Here is a 19,869-nt window from a genome sequence, read left to right on the forward strand (position 1 = left end):
ACTAAAATAAAAAAGCCGGGGATTTACCCCCGGCTTTTCTCACTTTTATGGCAATACTGTTGATCCCATTAAAAAGCGGTCGCATTCTCTTGCCGCTTCCCGTCCTTCGTTGATTGCCCAGACTATTAAACTTTGCCCCCGGCGCATATCACCTGCTGCAAATATGCCTTCTATATTGGTAGCATATTTGCCATATTCAGCTTTTACGGTGGAATTGGCTTTCGTTTCTACGTCCAGCTTTTGAATCAGGCTTTGATCGGGTCCGCTAAAACCGATAGCGAGCAGGACCAAGTCCGCTTTCCATACTTTTTCTGTCCCTGGGATTTCTTCACGAATCCGCTTGCCATCTTCGTCGATTTTCAGCTTAACGTTGATAGTATGGACTTCTTTTACATGGCCTTCTTCATTACCGACAAATTTCTTTGTCATAACAGCATAAGCTCTTGGATCATCACCAAATGCAGCAGCCGCTTCTTTTTGGCCGTATTCTACACGGTGAATACGCGGATATTGAGGCCATGGATTGCCGGCTTCGTCGCGGAGGGCTCCTTTTTTATCATATACATCGAATTGGACGAGGCTGTCGCAATTATGCCGGACGGCTGTTGCTAAACAGTCTGTTCCGGTATCTCCACCACCGATGACAATTACATTCTTTCCTTCTGCCGAGATATACTGTCCGTCTTCTAGATTGGAATCGAGCAGGCTTTTGGTATTGGCATGAAGAAAATCCATCGCATAATGGACTCCTTTTAGCTCTCTTCCTTCTACTTGAAGATCCCGATGAATGGTAGCGCCTGCACACATGATAACTGCATCAAAGTCTGAACGAAGCGCTGAAACCGGGTAATCTTTTCCGACTTCGGTATTGGTGACGAATGTGATGCCTTCCTGCTCCAAAATGCGGACACGGCGCATGACCACATCGTAAGACAATTTCATTTCAGGAATGCCGTATGTCAGAAGGCCGCCTACACGGTCGCTTCTTTCAAACACTGTCACCAGATGCCCCGCCTTGTTGAGCTGAGCAGCTGCCGCGAGCCCCGCAGGTCCTGAGCCGATGACCGCCACTTTTTTGCCAGTGCGTGTTTCTGGCGGTTCCGGAACAACCCAGCCTTCTGCAAAGCCGCGCTCAATAATGGAGCGTTCAACCGTCCGGATGGCAACTGGCGGTTCGTTGATCCCCAGCACACAAGCCCCTTCGCATGGAGCCGGACAAGCGATGCCTGTAAATTCCGGGAAATTATTCATGACGTGTTCACGGCGAAGCGCCTCTTTCCATTGTCCGCGGTAAACAAGGTCGTTCCATTCGGGAATCAGGTGATAAACTGGACAACCGGTTGTCACTCCGTTAAGCTCCATTCCCGACTGGCAAGTCGGCACGCCACAATCCATGCAGCGTGCGCCTTGCTTTCTCACTTCTTCATCTGACAACGGAATCGTGTAATCAGACCAGTCTTTCGTCCGCTCCGCTGGATTGCGTTCTTTCAGTGTCTGGCGGTTGTATTCCATAAATCCAGTCGCTTTTCCCATCGTATCCCCCCAATTCGCTTATTTTCCTGCTCCAGCCATTTTACTTTCTTCAAATGCCGCCATTTCAGCATCAAATTTAGACATGCCGCTATTTTGCAGATTGCTGATTCGTTCATTGATTTTAAGGTAAGCTTTTGGAATGACCCGCACGAACTTCGCCGAGTAAATATCCCAATTTGCCAAGAGGCGTTTGCCGTTCTTACTTTTGGTATAATCGACATGTTTCGTAATCATTTCTCGCAGTTCTTCGATTTCCGCAGGATCGGCCATGGGCTGCAGGTGGACCATCTCTGCATTGCAGCGGTTTCCGAAAGTTCCTTCTTCGTCCAATACATAAGCGATTCCGCCGGACATCCCGGCAGCAAAGTTCTTGCCTGTCTTGCCGAGAATGGCAACACGGCCGCCGGTCATGTATTCGCAGCCGTGGTCGCCGACGCCTTCAACAACAATTTTCGCGCCGCTGTTTCGAACGGCAAAACGCTCTCCCGCCAAACCGTAAATATAGGCTTCGCCGGCAGAGGCACCGTAAAAGGCGACATTGCCGATAATAATATTATTTTCCGGCAGGAACGTTGAATCACTTGCAGGGTAGGTGATAATTTTGCCTCCTGACAAGCCTTTGCCGACAAAGTCATTCGCATCTCCGACCAATTTCAATGTCATCCCTTTCGGTGTAAATGCCCCAAAAGCTTGTCCCGCCGATCCCTTGAAATTCAAGTTGATGGTGTCTTCCGGCAATCCTTCTGCCCCGTATTTCTTGGAGATGGCACTTCCGACAATCGTTCCTGTAGCGCGGTGGATATTGCGGATGGCAGTAGTCACTTCGACGCGTTCTCCGGTTTCGATCGCTTTTTCACAGCGCGGCAGCAATTCCTGGCAATCCAGAGTCTGCTCCAAGCCGTGGTTTTGTTTGATTGTTGCATAGCGCCCGACTTTTTCCGGCAAGTCCGGCTGATAAAGCAATGCGGACAAATCAATACCTTCCGCTTTCCAATGGTCAATCGCTTTATTGGCTTCAAGGACATCTGTGCGGCCAATCATTTCATTGATCGTACGGAATCCGAGCTCTGCCATCAATTCACGGGCTTCTCTTGCAATAAAGCGCATAAAATTAGCCACATGTTCAGGGTCTCCCATATACTTTTTCCGAAGTTCCGGGTTTTGCGTCGCAATGCCGACCGGACACGTATCCAAATGGCATACGCGCATCATGATACAGCCGAGAACGACAAGCGGCGCAGTGGAAAAGCCATATTCTTCCGCCCCTAAAAGTGCGGCAATCACGACATCGCGCCCAGTCATCATTTTGCCATCGGTCTCGACGACAATCCGGTCACGCAATCCGTTCAGCATCAATGTCTGGTGCGTTTCTGCCAAACCGATTTCCCAAGGCAGCCCAGTATGCTTCAAGCTGGTTTTCGGTGCTGCCCCCGTTCCTCCGTCATAGCCGCTGATCAGCACGAGATCTGCCCGTCCTTTGGCAACGCCTGCTGCAATCGTCCCTACCCCAACAGCAGATACAAGCTTAACGCTGATGCGGGCCGTCGGATTGGCATTCTTCAAGTTAAAGATCAACTCCGCCAAATCTTCAATTGAGTAGATATCATGATGCGGCGGCGGAGAAATCAGTTCCACACCCGGTGTCGAGCCGCGTACTTCAGCAACCCACGGATAAACTTTTTTGCCTGGCAAGTGGCCGCCTTCTCCGGGTTTCGCGCCTTGAGCTACTTTAATCTGGATTTCATCAGCGTTGACCAAATAATGGCTCGTCACACCGAAACGGCCGGATGCCACTTGCTTGATCGCACTTCGGCGGTTGTCGCCGTTGGCATCCGGTATAAAGCGTGAAACTTGCTCGCCGCCTTCTCCTGAATTGCTTCGGCCGCCAATCCGGTTCATGGCAATAGCCAAGGCTTCATGCGCTTCTTGGCTGATGGAACCAAATGACATAGCACCGGTTTTGAAGCGTGCACAAATTTCTTCGATCGACTCTACTTCCTCGATCGGTACAGGCGTCCGTTCTTTAAATGCCATCAAACCGCGAAGCGACTGGACATTCGAAGTTTCTTTCGTTAAAAGCCCTGTATACTTCTTAAAGACTTCATAATTATTGGTGCGGCAGGCATGCTGCAATGTATGAATCGTAACCGGATTGTATTGATGGGTCTCCCCATTTGCCCGGTATTGAAATTCATCGCCCGTTTGCAGTGACTGGTCTCCTGCTTTACGCTCCGGATAGCCCTGTTCATGGCGCATCAGCACTTCTTTGGCAATGATTTCAAGTCCGATGCCTCCAAGTCGTGAGGAAGTACGGGTGAAATAGCGGTCAATAACATCCATGTGAATGCCGACTGCTTCAAAGATCTGCGCTCCCCGGTAACTTTGAATCGTCGAGATTCCCATCTTCGAAAGCACTTTGATGATGCCATCCGTCACCGCATTGACATAGGTCTCTTCCGCTTCTTCGTAAGTCACGCCTGCAATATCTTCTATTACTATTAATTCTTTGATTGAGCGGAAAGCCAGATAAGGGTTAATCCCTTCTGCGCCGTACCCTAATAGCGCTGCGAAATGGTGCACTTCACGTGGTTCCCCAGATTCGATCAAGAGGCTTACTCTCGTCCGTGTGCCTTGGCGGATCAGGTGATGATGCAGCCCGGAAACTGCCAATAATGCCGGTAGCGCTGCATATTCCTTATTAACGCCGCGGTCCGACAAAATCAGCAAAGTAGCCCCTTCTTCAAACGCCTGGTCCGCTTTCAGGAACAATGCCTCCAGCTCTTGTTTCATCGCTGAAGGACCTCCTGATTTGGGGAATAAAATCGGAAGCGTCACTGCCTTGAATTCAGCATGCTTTTGCTGGCGCAGCTTTTCCAATTGAAGATTGGTCAAAATAGGCGTTTCCAAGCGGATATGCCGGCTGCTTTCCGGTACAGGCTGCACCAGGTTTCCTTCCGCTCCGATCGTCGTGCGTGCAGAAGTAATGATATGCTCCCGGATCGCATCGATCGGCGGGTTTGTCACTTGCGCAAACAGCTGCTTGAAATAGTTATACAAAAGCTGCGGCTTTTTGGACAAAACAGCTAAAGGAGAATCGTAGCCCATTGAACCAACCGGATCTTTTCCTTCTGTAGCCAGTGGTTTAATGATTTTCTGCAGTTCTTCCGTTGTATAGCCGAAAGCCAATTGCTGCTCCAGCAACACAGACGCTAGGTCAGTGTTGTTATTCGCGTTCATATCGGGTTCAGGCAGGTCGTCCAGATTCACCATATTTTCTCCAAGCCAGTCTTTGTAAGGAAGCTCTGCTGCGATTTGCAGCTTAATTTCCTCATCTGGAATGATTTTTCCGGCTTCCAGATCTACTAAAAGCATTTTACCCGGATGCAGCCGTTCTTTATAGATGATGTCATCCGCAAAAATATCCAGTGCCCCTACTTCAGAACCAAGGACGATCATGCCGCTTTTGGTGACATAGTAGCGGGCAGGCCGCAAACCGTTGCGGTCCAGACATGCCGCAATCTGCCGCCCATCCGTAAAGACTAAAGCAGCCGGGCCGTCCCAAGGCTCCATCAGCGTACTGTGATATTCATAAAAATCCTTTTTCTCTTGCTTGATCGTCGGATCGTTCACCCAAGGCTCCGGAACCATCATCATGGCCGTGTGCGCAAGGGATCTACCTGATAAATGCAAAAATTCAAAGCAATTGTCAAACATGGACGAGTCACTTCCGGTTTCATCGATGACCGGCAATACTTTCTTCAAATCTTCTTCATTAAAGTACGGCGACGTGCAAAGCAGCTGGCGGGCCCGCATCCAATTGACATTGCCTCTTAGCGTATTGAACTCGCCATTGTGGATCGAGTACCGGTTTGGATGGGATCGCTGCCAGCTGGGGAATGTGTTCGTACTAAAACGGGAGTGGACAAGTGCAACTGCCGATTTAAATTCGGGATGATTGAGGTCAATATAAAACGAATCCAGCTGTTCCGGAATCAGCATTCCTTTATAAACAATGGTGCTGGATGAAAGACTGCTAAAATATACATCTTTATATTTTTCTTCGCAGCTTACTTCCTGTTCAATCCGTTTGCGAATGATATACAGACGGCGTTCCAAATCCATGTGGTTTGTTAAATCATCAGAAGCCCCAATGAAGACTTGGCGAATCACCGGCTTTGTTTTTGAAGCCACTTTGCCGACAAAAGAATCATTTACAGGAACCGGTCGCCATCCAAGGCATTTTTGCCCTTCCTCCTTCACAATTCGGAGAATGATATCTTTTATCTCCATGCGCAAATCGTAATCTTGCGGCATAAAAAGCATGCCGATTCCGTATCTGCCTTCAGCAGGCAATTCTATTCCTTCTTTATCACATTGTTTCAGAAAAAATCTATGGGGGATTTGCGTAAGGATGCCTGCTCCATCTCCTGTACTTGTATCTGAAGATTGGCCGCCACGGTGCTCAAGATTGCAAAGGATATTTATGGCATTTTGCACAATCGCATGCGATTTTTCACCGTTGATATTGGCGATCATACCGATGCCGCATGCCTCATGCTCTTGATCGGGATGATAAAGCCCCTGTTGTGATGGATATTCTTTCATTCTCATCAAATCGCCTCCTTCAACACATTAAAGTGTCGGAATGTCAGAATATTATAACACAAGAGATGAATATATATACAACAAAAATAAGCAGAAATTTCAAGATTTTTTATAGGAAATGTCAACGTAGTTGCTGTAAACGCTTTCAAAAACCATCCTCTAACTGCCTCTCTATTTATCTAATTTAATGCATAATTATACATCAAGGCAGCAAAAAGCCCCTGTCAGTTGAAACAGGGGCTTTTCAGTTTATCCTATTGAATTAGTGGTTGCTTCAAAAACACGGATCGCCTCAAGAAAATCCTCTCCGTATTTCTCCAATTTATTAGCTCCGACTCCATTCACTTCCAGGAAGTCTTCAGCATTTTTCGGACGGCGGGCACACATATCTTGCAATGTTTTATCCGAAAAAATAACAAAAGGCGGCACTCCTCCTTTATCGGCCAGTTCTTTCCGAATTTTTCGGAGTTCTTCGAACAATGGATCGTTTTCTGCTATCCGCTTCGTTACAACGGCACCTTTTCTCATTACTTTCCGCTTGCCAAGCAGCACATCCCGCCCACCGTCTGGCACATAGATTGTCGGGTATGCCCCTTGCTCTACTGCCAGCAGTTCCTGGGAAATCATAAATTCCATTAAGTTTGACACTTCTTTAGCGGACTGATGTTTTAGAATGCCGTAAGTCGATAATTTATCAAAGCCGAAATCCAGGATTTTTTTATTGCGGGAACCCGTCAGCACTTGCGCCGTCATCATCTTCCCGAATTTCTGGCCCATGCGAATGACGCAGGACAGCACCATCTGTACGTCTTTTGTAACATCCATGCTTTCCCGCTCATCATTGCAGCTTCCGCAATGGCCGCATGGTTCAGCAGCTAAATCACCAAAATAATGAATGATGAATTGCTGCAGGCAGCTTTCGGTATGGCAATAATCGACCATTGCCTGCAATTTCACCAATTCTCCGGGAATCCGGCTTGGATCTTGCGCTTGATCGATTAAAAAACGCTGGGTCTGGACGTCCTGGGAGGCATACAGAACCATGCATTCACTTGGCAATCCGTCACGTCCAGCACGGCCGGCTTCCTGATAATAGCTCTCCATATTTTTAGGCAACTGGTAGTGGATAACATATCTTATATTGGATTTATTTATACCCATTCCAAAGGCATTGGTAGCCACCATCACGGTCACTTCATCGTTCAGGAACTGCTCCTGTCCGTTTTTACGTTCCGCATCCGGCATTCCTGCATGATATCTGGCAGCTTTCACGCCTTTTTTCACCAGCATATCGTAAACGGAATCGACTGTTTTCCGAGTAGCGGCATAGATGATTCCTGCTTCTTTATCATTCTTTTGCACATACTCTTTTACAAAACGTTCGCGGTCTTGTCCCTGGATCACCGAAAAAGTTAAATTAGAACGTTCAAATCCAGTCATAACGGTATGCTGTTCTTCAATATCTAAAATACGGCATATATCTTCCCGTACTTGCGGCGTTGCTGTCGCTGTCAGCGCAAGCACAGTAGGATTGTTCGGAAACAAGCCCGCCATGCGGCTGATCAAGCGGTAACTTGGGCGAAAATCATGTCCCCATTGTGAAATACAATGCGCTTCATCAACAGCGATCAACGGCACATGAACGCCTTGCAATTCGTTCAGGAACATTTCGGAATCCAGGCGTTCCGGCGCAATATACAAAAGTTTCACCGCACCCCGCTGGACGTCATACATAGTTTCCCGTACTTCGTCAAAACCCAGGGAACTGTTTATATAGGCCGCTGGTATCCCGGCAGCCAAAAGTGAATCCACTTGATCTTTCATCAAAGAGATCAACGGAGATATTACAATGGTCGTGCCTTCCATCACAAGCGCAGGAATCTGGTAGCACATCGATTTCCCTCCGCCAGTGGGCATGACACAAATCGAATTGTGGCCTTCAAACACTTGTGTAATCGCTTGTTCTTGACCCTTCCGGAACGTCTCATATCCAAAATACGACTGCAATAATTTTCTTGCTTCTTCCAACAAAATTAAACACTCCCAAAACTCGTCTCGTACTGAGTAGCTTATCATATTTCCGGCTAATTTTTCTCTTTCCGAATTCACTGGCAGCAGTGAAATAAAAAAAACTGCTTCAAAAGCCTATGCTTCTGAAACAGTTTCCACTTTTTCCAACACAAAAAAATAAGGTTCCTTATCGCCTTTGCGGTCCATCATGCCCATCAACACCTGATTGTCCACTTTACGGAAATGGTCGATAATCGGTAAATTGTCATAGACCATTGCTGCGCTAGCCTTTCCGCGATGGGCCACTTGCCGCATCCGGGCTTTGCCGCCTTCTGCTTTTATCAGTTTTCGCAAGTCCATGATTGGAACCGGATCAACGGCAAATATGTCTCCGTTTAGCCCTCTGAATAATAAAGGATCTACATTTTCCGCATCATGAAATGCTTTTCCGTACCAATTTAGTTTCTTCAATACACCATCCAGCGGATGCCCGGTGCGAAATTCGCTGCCTTCCCATGTACCGAGCAGCTCTTCGAGTCCTACTGGAGGAAGCTCGTCAAAAATTCTGCAGGCAGTATGGGTGTCCGTTTCCCCGCGCTCTTTTATCATCCAGAATTCTGCCGCAGCTTTCATCGAAGACACTCCTTTTTTCAACTTTTTAACAGCAGCCATGGAAAAGGGTTTGTGAAGATTCCTTATACTGGTAATTCTCTGATTTCCACTTTCTTTTTGAAGCGGCGACAGTAATTCATTGTTCGGCTTTCTTCTATAATATACATTCCGCGGCGATGTACTACCAAAAAGAGAGCGGCAAAGCCGGTAAAATAATTGCAGTTTACTTTCCCCAATCTTGATCATTGAAAAACCCAGTATACTTTTCGTACTTTGCCAGGGCATCTTTCAAATCCTTCTCATTTTTAGCGAGCATTCGCTCTCGCGCTTTTTTGCGTTTGAACCGCATGCCATATGCTTGCTGGGCTGCATCGTTTGCCGCTTTTAAATGAGTGAATTCTACAGCCACTTCCTCGTCCTGATCAGCTAATAAAGAAGCAAGCATTCCCGCTTTCCGATATAACTCTTCCGTCTCAAAACGTTCTTGTTCACGGTGAAGCAGGCCAGCCACAATGCAGCTTGGAAGATCTTGATCGACGCCTTTTGATAAATCGGTCAATAATTCAAGCATGCGGCGGCGGTTGCTTGAAAGGGATAATACATAAAACACATGAGGAATCTCTTCAATCGGCTTTTCTGTTATATACTCATCAATTTTCTGGATTAAGTCCTCAGGCTTGATTAAATCAATCAGCATAGCCAGCCGGTATGTTTCATATAAAATGGTTCTGTCCATAGCATCATCGCCCGCTTCACTTAAATTTCATACAATGTGTGATTGATTCTCTATCTATATAAATATCATACAAAACTTTTAAGTAAAGCAGTATCTATGAACCCTTGCCCTGTCCTCTTTTTTATCTCCTGATTCTTTTATGCTTCTTTCCATTATTATAAGAGGGCTGATAAATAAAGTGTTAACAAGCAACACCGAAAAATAAAAGCCCATTCCTGAAACGAATGGGCTTTTATCATAGTTTTTATAAAATAATAAATTAAGAATTGACGGCTCCGTAACTTCCCATCCGGCGTTTCACTTGAATATATGACGCCGCTTCGGCAATTTCTGTTTCATCAAGCGGCTTATTGTCGAGCAATATTTTATAGTCATTTATAGTGGATAAATCAATGACTTTCTCAGTCCGATCCAGTAGACCGTCAACCGATACATCAAAGAAATCGGCAAGCACTGAAAGATGGCTAACAGAGATTTGCTTTTTCCCACTTTCATAAGCCCAAACGGTGCTTTTTGCAAAACCGACTTTTTCAGCCAATTGTTCCGGGGATAGCTCTCTTGCTTCTCTTAAATCTCTGATTTTTTTCCCTAAATCTTTCATTTTTCTTCCTGCTCCTTTTGTAGGTATATTTCTAACTATTTAAAATATACTGTATCTTAGAATATTATACAATATATTTCTATAATATTCGACTAAATTTTCGATAATTTAGTGAACAACTTCGACATATTTCGACCCGAGGGTCATTTAATGGTTATTTTTTCTTATTTTCATAGTTCTCTCAATTACCGAATACCTATGTTTTCTGACAAATGGAAACAGAACCCATATAGCTCAACAGTTCTTCTTTTATTCCAGACTATTATTTCAATCAAACTTTAATGAATATTCTCTCTTTAAAAATTCTTATCCTCTTTTTACGCAGTGCCTATATTACTAATTTTTAAATTTATTTTGATTTTCAACTACAGAAAAAGTATTATAGTAACATACATAAAAAGGAGGTTGTAAGATGTCTGACAAATATAATCGACAAGACATCGTAAATAGCGTGCCGCAAAAAGGATTTTTCGGCCATCCTAAAGGGTTGTTTACATTATTCTCTACAGAGTTTTGGGAACGTTTCTCATATTATGGAATGAGAGCGATCCTTGTTTACTATATGTACTACGAACTTTCGCAAGGTGGATTAGGCCTTGACCAAACAGTTGCCCTTTCCATTATGTCCATTTATGGTTCACTTGTGTACATGTCGGGCATTATCGGGGGCTGGTTGGCCGATCGAATATTCGGTACATCAAAAGCCGTATTCTATGGCGGTATTCTGATCATGCTTGGCCATATTGCACTTGCGATTCCAGGCAGCTTGCCACTGTTCTTCGTCTCCATGGTTCTGATTGTACTCGGAACCGGTTTGTTAAAACCCAACGTCTCGAGTGTTGTCGGGGAGATTTACGCAGAAAATGACAACCGCCGGGATGCCGGTTTCAGCATCTTCTATATGGGCATTAACTTGGGAGCTTTCCTAGCTCCATTGATTGTTGGTACAGTCGGCATGGAAGTCAACTTCCACCTAGGCTTTAGTATTGCGGCTGTCGGGATGTTCCTCGGTTTAATTCTTTTTGTCGCAACGAAAAAGAAAAACCTTGGCCTTGCTGGAACAATCGTTCCCAATCCTTTGTCTCCAACGGAAAAGTCTCGGACTATAAAAATCTTCTCGATCGCTGCTATAATCATCGCGGCAGCTGTTTATTTTGGCCTTGAATATGGATTCTTGACCTTCAACAGCTTTATCGCCACTGTCGGTATCTTCGGATTATTAATTCCGACAGCTTACTTCATCGTAATGTATCGAAGCAAAAAAACGACAGAAGTAGAACGTTCACGCATTTTAGCGTATATTCCGTTGTTTATCGCATCTGTCATGTTTTGGGCAATCCAGGAACAAGGTTCTACCATCTTGGCAGCATATGCCGACACACGGACTGATCTGGAATTTGCAGGAATCACCATTTCCCCTGCCTGGTTCCAGTCATTGAACCCACTCTTTATCATTACTTTAGCTCCGGTTTTTGCATGGTTATGGGTACGCTTAGGCAGCCGCCAACCATCCATTCCGCAAAAATTCTCTCTTGGCTTGCTATTTGCCGGGATTTCGTTCCTTGTAATTCTGCTGCCTGCTTATTTTGGCGGTACAGAAACATTGGTAAATCCATTATGGCTGGTTCTCAGCTACCTCATCGTTGTATTGGGTGAATTGTGCTTATCACCGGTCGGCTTATCAGCTACGACCAAACTGGCACCTGCCGCATTCTCTGCACAAACCATGAGTTTATGGTTCTTGTCAAACGCAGCTGCACAAGCAATCAACGCACAGCTCGTGAAATTTTATACAGTTGAAAACGAAATGATGTACTTCGGATTAATCGGTGGCGCATCCATCGTCCTAAGTATTATCCTGTTCCTTTTCGCACCAACGATCCAACGCTATATGAGAGGCGTAAGGTAACACGAAAAGCGAAAGCGGCCGTTCCCTTTCGACAGGCAAGAGATGGACCAAATAACTTTGGTCCATCTCTTTGCGACGAAGCACAAAGTGCTGCAGGAGCAATAAGGGTTTAAACAGACCAGCGAAGTGGCGCTCTTTGCCGCACAGCTGGGTTGGCTTATGACCCGAGAATCTGGCCGCCGCAGCTAGACAACAACGAAAAGCGGAAGCACTTGATCAATTAAACCATAATGAAAAATCTGAAGGCCCGGAAGCAAACTGCTTCCGGGCCTTTTTTCTTTCTATCTATATATCATCCTTCTTTAACCACAAGCCCCATCTGCCTCGCAAATGCCAGTGCCTGTTCGGTTGATACTTGGCAGCCTGCCAGTTTTTCTGTCGTCACTTGGATGGTCTCGAACGAATTGCTGCTTAAATCGACGCCTTTTAAACTAGTTTCGACAAAATTCGCATCGTTCATATCGCATTTGTAGAATTCCGTATTTTTTAGTTCCGCTTCGTAAAAATCAGCATAGCGCAATGATGAATTTTCAAAGCGCGCCGTATTGCAAAGGGAAAAGCCGAATGTTGCATAATTGAGCACACACTCTTTAAACAGAGTATGACGGATTCCGGCTTCGGCAAAGTTAGTGCCGACTAATTTCGAATCATGGAATTCAGTCCGATGAAAAACCGCGCGGCTGAAATCGGCATTCGACAAATCACAATTAAGAAACAGCACATCGACAAACTCGCTGCGCGGCCATACCACTTCTAAGAAATTCACATTTTCAAAAACCACTTGATCGATGTGCAGAGCCTCATCTCTCCCATAATCAACAGTTTCCTGCACAATCTTGCAATTGCTGATGTAAGTATCATCGACTGCCGAAAGGAACGGCTGGGTTTCCAGCTGTTTCGAGATTGACGGTGCTGCCCGATTCGTCTTTTTCATTATTCATTTCTCCCTTAATACAAGTAAACGGCTGCTTTTTTTAAAAAGCAGCCGTTATTGCACAAATCTATTATTTACTTACTAATTCTTTGCCCAGGCATGAGCTGACAACTGTTGGCTGAGTAATACGGTCGTCTGTCACTTCCACTTGGTACAATTTATTGTTATGCATAAATTTGAAAATCCCGTTATTGAAATCTGTCCCGATGTCTTTAAAGAAGATTCCCTCGTATTGGCATTCTTTCGTTTGTGAAAAATTGATTTTATAGGTCTCTCCGTCTCTCACTAAATAACAACGAACGCCTTTTTCAAATTCTTCATGGTCTTCCCCTTTGATGCTGCGATCTACTGAAACGACATGGAAATCGACAAATGGGATTTCACGCAACAGCGTGTTCATAAAGGAACCTTTTGTGATTTCTTCCCAGCGGCTTCTTGCTGTTTGACCGACAATAATCTGCGTGATGTTCAACTCATGAGCCACTTCCGCAATGACTTTTGCCGAGGGGCGTCTTTCATTATCACGGATAATGAATTCCTCTGCTCCATATTCTTCAGCCATTTCTTTCCAGCGCTCGACATAAGCAGATTTTTCCGCGTCAAACTCATCAAATGGAAGTGCATCCACTGTCAAGATATACAGGGGGCAATCCAGCATGTTCGCGAGTTTATTGCCTCGATTGATCAGGCGCTCACCATTCGGTCCGTAGAATACACAAACCAATATGCTTTCATCCATCCGACCTCTAATTTTTTTCATTGTATTACCCCTCCAGGGATTGTTATTCATAAGCCGTTATCTCAAAACTATGAAATTATACTGCGGATTCCAGTAAAAATCAAGGAATTGAGACTTTCTATAGTTGCTTGCTCTATGATTTGAATTGCTTAATTTAGACCATAGCCGACTTCACAAATGAAAGCAACCCTTTTTTACTGTATAATTTAATGTATATGCTTATGCTTTGATTTATCGAGCTTTTATCTTTTTTCGCCGTACTAGATTGCCATTATTCTATATATTATGTTATTCCCTTTTTATATTTTTCTATTCTGATTCAGGAGGTCTTGCTGTGCATTTATTGATTTTAGCAATTTTAGTTCCATTTTTAGCTGCCGCTCTTATTCCTTTTATACATAGGCGCCTTGGGCCAGTGAACATCGGTTGGCTTGTTTTGGTGATACCATTTGTGCTGTTTGTGATTTTCGCCATGCAAATTCCGGTTATTTCCTCGGGAGATACTGTAACTGCAACGTTGAATTGGATTCCGTCTCTGGGTATCAATTTTACCATCTATTTAGACGGGCTCAGCCTGATTCTCGCTTTGCTGATTACGGGTATGGGAACTCTTGTCATTCTCTATTCCATCTATTATTTGTCTCCAGCGGATTCATTGCCGCATTTCTATGCTTACTTGCTCTTGTTCATGGGTGCAATGCTCGGCGTTGTGCTGTCAGATAATTTATTGGTTCTGTATGTTTTTTGGGAACTGACAAGCATTTCTTCATTCCTATTGATCGCTTTCTGGTTCCACCGGAAAAATTCACGCTACGGGGCACAGAAGTCGTTATTGATCACGGTTTTCGGCGGCTTCGGGATGCTTGCCGGATTTTTGATGCTGCATACGATGACTGGCACATTCAGCGTCCGTGAAATCGTGTCAACAATTGGGCAATATTCAGACCATGCCTTGTTTTATCCTGCCATGTTCCTGGTACTGCTGGGAGCATTCACAAAATCTGCGCAATTTCCTTTCCACATTTGGCTTCCGGATGCAATGGAAGCTCCAACACCCGTTAGTGCTTATCTGCACTCCGCCACTATGGTAAAAGCCGGAATTTATCTGGTTGCACGTTTTACCCCAATATTCGGCGGCACCTCTGCCTGGTTCTGGACGGTTACACTGGTTGGTCTAGTCACATTATTCTGGGGTTCTTTCTGCGCAGTTCGACAGACAGATTTAAAAGCCCTGCTGGCCTACTCTACGGTCAGCCAGCTCGGTTTGATCATGAGCCTGTTCGGCATGGGATCTGCAGCCATCCATTTCGGAGATGGGAACGAAGGCGCTTTGTACGGCTTGGCATCTTTTGCCGCATTGTTCCATTTGGTCAACCACTCGACTTTTAAAGGTGCTCTTTTCATGGTCGTAGGAATTGTGGATCACCAGGTCGGCACACGGGATATCCGCCGTCTCGGCGGTTTGATGGCGTTTTTGCCAATTACCTTCACTTTCGCAGTTATCGGAAGTTTTTCAATGGCAGGCTTGCCATTATTCAACGGGTTCTTGAGTAAGGAAATGTTCTTCACTGCTTCTCTCAATGCCGTCAGCCTTCCCATTTTTTCTGCAGATAGCTGGGGATGGATTATTCCGGTAATCGCCTGGACTGCTAGCGCGTTAACTTTCGTGTATTGCATGATCATTGTCTTTAAAACATTCTTCGGCAAGCATAAACCCGAAAAATTGGACAAAAGACCGGCGGAGCCTTCGATTGGCATGCTGATTCCACCAGCTATTTTATCTTTATTGATTGTCGGATTGTTCTTTTTCCCGAACTTATTAGGAGACCACTTGCTGCGCCCTGCACTCAATGGCGTATTGCCGGGCATAACCGGCGCCGCGCCCCATATTACAGCATGGCACGGCTTTAATACTGAACTCTGGATGACAATTGGCATCGTCGTTGCCGGCTCGCTTCTCTTTATATTCCTGCGCCACTGGAAAAAGATCTATACGATTTTGCCGGAGGATTGGACCTTCAATGTCCTTTACAATAAACTGCTGGATTCGGTTGAAGACAACTCCAGCTTGCTGACAAATAGATATATGACGGGCTACCTGCCTCATTACTTCGCTTATATTTTCAGCTTTTTCATCTTGGTTGCTGGAGGAACATTGTTCCTGACAGGCGCATTTTCATTCGACTTTTCAACTGATGCAGCCATTCCAAGTTATGAGCTTATCCTAGTCATCGTTATGGCAGTTGCAGCTGTGGGCATTTTGTTCGCAAAATCCCGCTTGACTTCAGTGTTGCTGAACGGAGTGCTCGGATACTCCATCGCCATTTTCTTTGTTTTATTCCGGGCGCCAGATTTGGCTTTGACACAGCTTGTTATTGAAACCGTAACGACGGCATTGTTCCTGTTGTGCTTTTACTTCCTGCCGGAATGGAAACCTGAAAATTCTTCGAGAAACGTTAAAATCAGAAACGCGATGATCGCTGTCGCCGGAGGGGCGACTGTAACATTGATCGCTTTATCTGTACGCTCCGGCAAATTATTTGAATCCATTTCCGGTTATTACGAAGATTCCTATGAACTGGCTGGCGGGAAAAACATCGTTAACGCTATTTTAGGAGATTTCCGCGGCTTTGATACCATGCTTGAATCGCTTGTCCTTTTCATAGCCGGCCTTGGAGTCTATACGTTAATCCGGATAAAAGGCGGAAAGGAGACACGAAAAAATGAAGATTAACGACGTGATTTTAAAAACGGTTTCTCAAGCCGGCGTGCTGATCATATTAACATTCGGCGTCTACCTTTTCTTATCTGGCCATAATCAGCCAGGTGGAGGATTTATCGGCGGTTTGGTTCTGGCTACGGCTTTCGTGCTGATGTTTTTAACATTTGACTCGGATACCGTCAACAAAGCCATCCCGTTCGATTTCAAAAAAATATCGGCCATCGGCGTTTTGCTGGCTTTCTCGAGCAGCACAGTTCCTATGTTTTTCGGGCAGCCTTTCATGAGCCAGTCATTCGGCTATTTTGATCTTCCGATTTTCGGCAAAACTGAATTGGCTACAGTGACAATTTTTGAAACCGGAGTAGCTCTGACGGTAATCGGGGTAGTCGTAAATATTATTACAAGTATAAGTGAGGATGAGTAGCGATGGAAACTATAATCATATTGTTGGTTGGTGTTCTCACATCAGTGGCCATCTACTTATTATTGGCTAAAAGCTTGATTCGCGTCATCCTCGGAACTGCTATTTTGTCGCATGCTGTGCATTTGCTGATTCTTACGATGGGCGGTTTAAAAGAAGGCACTGTTCCACTGCTTGGCGAAGAGGCGGAGAGCTATGTTGATGCATTGCCGCAGGCATTGATTTTGACAGCCATTGTCATCAGTTTTGCTGTTACAGCTTTCATTCTTGTTTTGGCATACCGTGCTTATCAAGAACTTGGCACAGATGACCTAAATGAAATGAGAGGTGTAAACGATGAATAATATTATATTGCTTCCAGTTTTAATTCCGATTATGGTTGGAATTTTATTGATTTTCCTGCGTTATTTCGGAAGGACACAAGCCTGGTTCAGCATCGCTACCATGGCTCTGACAGCTGGAATCGCCTTTTATCTTTTGGAAAAAGTCCAGCATGAAGGAATCCAGCGGCTCGATTTTGGCGGCTGGGCGCCGCCTTTCGGCATTTCATTTGTCGCCGATTCGTTTTCTCTTTTGCTGGTGCTGACCACTAGTATTGTAGCGCTCATCTGCTTGATGTATGCCTTATTCTCTACTGGCAAGCTCCTGCAGTCGATGTATTATTACCCTTCCGTGCTGTTTTTGGTCGCCGGAGTAAATGGATCTTTTTTGACCGGCGACTTGTTCAATTTATTCGTTTGTTTTGAAGTAATGCTGCTGTCATCCTATGTTCTGTTGACGCTCGGCGGCTCGAAAAGACAGCTTCGTGAAGCCATTAAGTATGTTGTCATCAATATTGTTTCTTCCTGGTTCTTTTTAGTGGGCCTAGCCTATTTATACGGAGCTGTTGGAACATTGAATATGGCCCACCTTTCTGTCCGTGTAGCTGAAGCCGGGCAAGGGCCGCTTCTTACGACAATCAGCATCGTCTTCATGATCGTTTTCAGTCTAAAAGCTGGCTTGCTGCTGTATTATTGGCTGCCAGGCTCCTACAGCACACCTCCTGCGGTAACTTCCGCTCTTTTTGGGGCCTTGCTGACGAAAGTCGGAATCTATGCCCTATTCCGGGTATTTTCATTGATATTCAATCAACAGCCCGAAATCACTCATACCATCATCAGTGTCATGGCTGCCTTAACACTGATCGGCGGAAGCCTGGGCGCTGTGGCCCATAATGATATCCGCAAGATCGCTGCATACAATGTCGTCATTGCTGTCGGCTTTATCCTTGTCGGTCTTGCTGTTTCTACGCCGAATGCCATAGAAGGAGCGATTTACTATCTAATCCATGATATGGTCGCAAAAGCTCTGCTCTTCCTGGTAGTTGGAACAGTGATAACACTTACGGGCACCGCTCAGCTTAACAAAATGAGCGGGTTGATGAAGAACTATCCCCTGCTCGGCTGGTCATTCTTTATCACCATGCTTTCGCTGGCAGGAGTTCCGCCTCTCAGCGGGTTTATCGGAAAAGTTCTTATATCAGAAGGAGCTATTGAAAGCGGAGCTTATATGCTTTTAACATTGTCATTGCTGTCAAGCTTATTCGTGCTGTATTCACTGCTCCGCATCTTTAAAAACAGTTTCTGGGGAGAAACCATCATCAGCAAGGAAGATCAAGTGCCATTGAACAACCGTTTCCTGGTTCCTTGTCTGCTGCTTGTGCTCCTCACTATCGCCATCGGCGTCGGAACGGAAGGGCTTTCTGTTTACGTCACAGATGCGGCGGAAACTTTATTGAATCCTGATATTTACATTGATGCGGTACTGGAAGGTGCCCAGCCATGAATCTTTATAAACTGCTCATAAACGGCAGCGAAGAAAGGAATGTTAGCTGATGCCCGCCCAATTCCTGATAAATATAATGATTGCACTTCTTTGGACCTTGCTGATGGACGAAGATGCCTTTTACTTATCCACTTTCATTGGCGGTTACTTGATCGGTATCGGTATCTTGTTCATGATGCACCGTTTTTTCGGCACCAAGTTTTATTTGCTGAGAATTTATTCCACCATTAGATTGCTATTTATTTTCATTTCAGAGCTGGCTCAATCCAGCTTGCTGATCATCAAACAAATTCTGAGCCCCCGGCTCAATATCAAGCCCGGGATTTTCACTTATGAACATAGCATGCAAGGGCCTTACGAGCTGACGACTCTTGCTCTTTTATTAACCTTGACTCCGGGCTCTGTGGTCATGGAAGTATCACCGGACGGAAAAGTTTTTTACATCCATGCAATGGATGTTGAAGAGTCAAGAGATACCTTGCTGCGTTCTATAAAGGTTTTCGAAAAAGCAATCATGGAGGTGACAAGAGGATGATCAATATAATACTAACTATTTCCTTGTCCCTATTCTGCCTGGCCATTCTTCTGGCTCTTTACCGCATTATCAGAGGCCCCTCGATGCCGGACCGCGTCGTCGCACTTGATATGATTGGCGTGAACCTTATTTCAGGAGTTGCTGTATTTTCAGTAGTGCTCAGCACTCACGCGTATCTGGAAGTAATTTTGATTGTCGGTATTCTGGCTTTTATCAGTACGATTGCCTTTGCCCGCTTTGTTGAGAGGGGGGATATCGTTGAGCATAAGAGAGATTATTGAATGGGCAGGTGTTATTCTCATTTTACTCGGCTCCATTATGGCAGTTATCAGTGCTTTCGGTATCCTTCGCTTGCCTGATGTCTATACGCGTTCACATGCCGCCACTAAAAGTTCTACGCTCGCGGTTCTATTGTCCTTAAGCGGCACTTTCATCTATTTTTGGGCTACGGAAAACTTTATCAGCGTCCGGCTTTTACTCGGAATCTCTTTCGTGTTCTTAACAGCGCCTGTTTCAGGCCATTTGATCACGCGGGCCGCTTACCGCTCCAATGTAAAGCTTGCTGATATTTCTACCGAAGATGCATTAAAAGAGGTTATTCATAAAAAAGAGCAAGATTAATCAAAAGGTGACGGGAAATTATTTAAATTTTCTGTCACCTTTTTTATTGTCAGGTTTATGTTAAAAA

The 19,869-nt window shown here is 45.1% G+C and carries 16 protein-coding genes; 8 read left to right on the forward strand and 8 right to left on the reverse strand.

Annotated elements, in window-relative coordinates; all coding sequences use genetic code 11:
* Window positions 1-45: 45 nt before the first annotated feature.
* The 6 genes from ACSFXN_RS03125 to ACSFXN_RS03150 all read right to left on the reverse strand — a co-directional run bounded on the left by ACSFXN_RS03125 (window position 46) and on the right by ACSFXN_RS03150 (window position 10,097).
* Complete coding sequence (locus ACSFXN_RS03125) at window positions 46-1,533, reverse strand: glutamate synthase subunit beta (protein WP_437148735.1); 1,488 nt, start codon at window positions 1,531-1,533, stop codon at window positions 46-48.
* 18 nt (window positions 1,534-1,551) lie between these two features.
* A complete protein-coding gene (gltB, locus tag ACSFXN_RS03130) occupies window positions 1,552-6,144 on the reverse strand; it encodes a glutamate synthase large subunit (protein ID WP_437148736.1) in 4,593 nt (1,530 codons plus the stop codon).
* Between the two features lie 243 nt (window positions 6,145-6,387).
* The gene (gene recQ, locus ACSFXN_RS03135) at window positions 6,388-8,169 is read right to left on the reverse strand and encodes a DNA helicase RecQ (protein ID WP_437148737.1); all 1,782 of its coding nucleotides are present in this window, start codon (window positions 8,167-8,169) and stop codon (window positions 6,388-6,390) included.
* 114 nt (window positions 8,170-8,283) lie between these two features.
* Complete coding sequence (locus ACSFXN_RS03140) at window positions 8,284-8,781, reverse strand: DUF4334 domain-containing protein (protein ID WP_300990417.1); 498 nt, start codon at window positions 8,779-8,781, stop codon at window positions 8,284-8,286.
* Between the two features lie 202 nt (window positions 8,782-8,983).
* On the reverse strand, window positions 8,984-9,496 hold the full coding sequence (locus tag ACSFXN_RS03145) for a hypothetical protein (RefSeq protein WP_437148738.1): 513 nt from the start codon (window positions 9,494-9,496) through the stop codon (window positions 8,984-8,986).
* A gap of 259 nt (window positions 9,497-9,755) precedes the next feature.
* A complete protein-coding gene (locus ACSFXN_RS03150) occupies window positions 9,756-10,097 on the reverse strand; it encodes a helix-turn-helix domain-containing protein (protein ID WP_437148739.1) in 342 nt (113 codons plus the stop codon).
* A 412-nt stretch (window positions 10,098-10,509) separates the two neighbouring features.
* Here ACSFXN_RS03150 and ACSFXN_RS03155 point away from each other — a divergent pair, with 412 nt between their 5' ends.
* The gene (locus ACSFXN_RS03155; protein WP_437148740.1) at window positions 10,510-12,006 is read left to right on the forward strand and encodes a peptide MFS transporter; all 1,497 of its coding nucleotides are present in this window, start codon (window positions 10,510-10,512) and stop codon (window positions 12,004-12,006) included.
* Window positions 12,007-12,298: 292 nt separating this feature from the next.
* Here the strand turns inward: ACSFXN_RS03155 and ACSFXN_RS03160 are convergent, their stop codons facing one another.
* Together ACSFXN_RS03160 and ACSFXN_RS03165 are read right to left on the reverse strand one after the other, a co-directional pair.
* On the reverse strand, window positions 12,299-12,940 hold the full coding sequence (locus tag ACSFXN_RS03160) for a pentapeptide repeat-containing protein (protein WP_437148741.1): 642 nt from the start codon (window positions 12,938-12,940) through the stop codon (window positions 12,299-12,301).
* A 70-nt stretch (window positions 12,941-13,010) separates the two neighbouring features.
* Window positions 13,011-13,700: a universal stress protein gene (locus ACSFXN_RS03165; protein ID WP_300990422.1), complete on the reverse strand. Its 690-nt coding sequence runs from the start codon at window positions 13,698-13,700 to the stop codon at window positions 13,011-13,013.
* Between the two features lie 313 nt (window positions 13,701-14,013).
* Here ACSFXN_RS03165 and ACSFXN_RS03170 point away from each other — a divergent pair, with 313 nt between their 5' ends.
* Genes ACSFXN_RS03170 through ACSFXN_RS03200 form a run of 7 tightly spaced genes read left to right on the forward strand, consistent with a single transcriptional unit; the run spans window position 14,014 to window position 19,802 of the window.
* Window positions 14,014-16,413, forward strand: a complete 2,400-nt coding sequence (locus ACSFXN_RS03170) for a Na+/H+ antiporter subunit A (protein ID WP_437148742.1) — start codon at window positions 14,014-14,016, stop codon at window positions 16,411-16,413.
* Entirely contained in the window at window positions 16,403-16,825 is a 423-nt protein-coding gene (locus ACSFXN_RS03175; protein WP_437148743.1) for a Na(+)/H(+) antiporter subunit B, read from the forward strand. Before ACSFXN_RS03170 ends, ACSFXN_RS03175 begins: the two co-directional genes overlap by 11 nt.
* Window positions 16,826-16,827: 2 nt before the next feature.
* Window positions 16,828-17,166, forward strand: a complete 339-nt coding sequence (locus ACSFXN_RS03180; RefSeq protein WP_300990425.1) for a Na(+)/H(+) antiporter subunit C — start codon at window positions 16,828-16,830, stop codon at window positions 17,164-17,166.
* Complete coding sequence (locus tag ACSFXN_RS03185) at window positions 17,159-18,646, forward strand: Na+/H+ antiporter subunit D (RefSeq protein ID WP_437148744.1); 1,488 nt, start codon at window positions 17,159-17,161, stop codon at window positions 18,644-18,646. Before ACSFXN_RS03180 ends, ACSFXN_RS03185 begins: the two co-directional genes overlap by 8 nt.
* Before the next feature lie 49 nt (window positions 18,647-18,695).
* Window positions 18,696-19,181 carry a Na+/H+ antiporter subunit E gene (locus ACSFXN_RS03190; protein ID WP_300990427.1) on the forward strand — a complete coding sequence of 162 codons (486 nt, stop codon included), beginning with the start codon at window positions 18,696-18,698 and terminating at the stop codon, window positions 19,179-19,181.
* The gene (locus ACSFXN_RS03195; RefSeq protein ID WP_437148745.1) at window positions 19,178-19,462 is read left to right on the forward strand and encodes a Na(+)/H(+) antiporter subunit F1; all 285 of its coding nucleotides are present in this window, start codon (window positions 19,178-19,180) and stop codon (window positions 19,460-19,462) included. Before ACSFXN_RS03190 ends, ACSFXN_RS03195 begins: the two co-directional genes overlap by 4 nt.
* Window positions 19,440-19,802, forward strand: a complete 363-nt coding sequence (locus tag ACSFXN_RS03200) for a Na+/H+ antiporter subunit G (protein WP_437148746.1) — start codon at window positions 19,440-19,442, stop codon at window positions 19,800-19,802. Before ACSFXN_RS03195 ends, ACSFXN_RS03200 begins: the two co-directional genes overlap by 23 nt.
* Window positions 19,803-19,869: the final 67 nt, after the last annotated feature.

This window comes from Planococcus sp. 1R117A, from assembly GCF_051417975.1.
Taxonomy (GTDB): Bacteria; Bacillota; Bacilli; order Bacillales_A; family Planococcaceae; genus Planococcus; species Planococcus shenhongbingii.

Excerpts from the sequence above, each read along its gene's own strand:
- ACSFXN_RS03125 (WP_437148735.1), bottom strand. The coding sequence starts at position 1,533 with ATGGGAAAAGCGACTGGATTTATGGAATACAACCGCCAGACACTGAAA.
- gltB (WP_437148736.1), bottom strand. The coding sequence starts at position 6,144 with ATGAGAATGAAAGAATATCCATCACAACAGGGGCTTTATCATCCCGAT.
- ACSFXN_RS03140 (WP_300990417.1), bottom strand. The coding sequence starts at position 8,781 with ATGAAAGCTGCGGCAGAATTCTGGATGATAAAAGAGCGCGGGGAAACG.
- ACSFXN_RS03145 (WP_437148738.1), bottom strand. The coding sequence starts at position 9,496 with ATGGACAGAACCATTTTATATGAAACATACCGGCTGGCTATGCTGATT.
- ACSFXN_RS03150 (WP_437148739.1), bottom strand. The coding sequence starts at position 10,097 with ATGAAAGATTTAGGGAAAAAAATCAGAGATTTAAGAGAAGCAAGAGAG.
- ACSFXN_RS03155 (WP_437148740.1), top strand. The coding sequence starts at position 10,510 with ATGTCTGACAAATATAATCGACAAGACATCGTAAATAGCGTGCCGCAA.
- ACSFXN_RS03160 (WP_437148741.1), bottom strand. The coding sequence starts at position 12,940 with ATGAAAAAGACGAATCGGGCAGCACCGTCAATCTCGAAACAGCTGGAA.
- ACSFXN_RS03165 (WP_300990422.1), bottom strand. The coding sequence starts at position 13,700 with ATGAAAAAAATTAGAGGTCGGATGGATGAAAGCATATTGGTTTGTGTA.
- ACSFXN_RS03175 (WP_437148743.1), top strand. The coding sequence starts at position 16,403 with ATGAAGATTAACGACGTGATTTTAAAAACGGTTTCTCAAGCCGGCGTG.
- ACSFXN_RS03180 (WP_300990425.1), top strand. The coding sequence starts at position 16,828 with ATGGAAACTATAATCATATTGTTGGTTGGTGTTCTCACATCAGTGGCC.
- ACSFXN_RS03185 (WP_437148744.1), top strand. The coding sequence starts at position 17,159 with ATGAATAATATTATATTGCTTCCAGTTTTAATTCCGATTATGGTTGGA.
- ACSFXN_RS03190 (WP_300990427.1), top strand. The coding sequence starts at position 18,696 with ATGCCCGCCCAATTCCTGATAAATATAATGATTGCACTTCTTTGGACC.
- ACSFXN_RS03195 (WP_437148745.1), top strand. The coding sequence starts at position 19,178 with ATGATCAATATAATACTAACTATTTCCTTGTCCCTATTCTGCCTGGCC.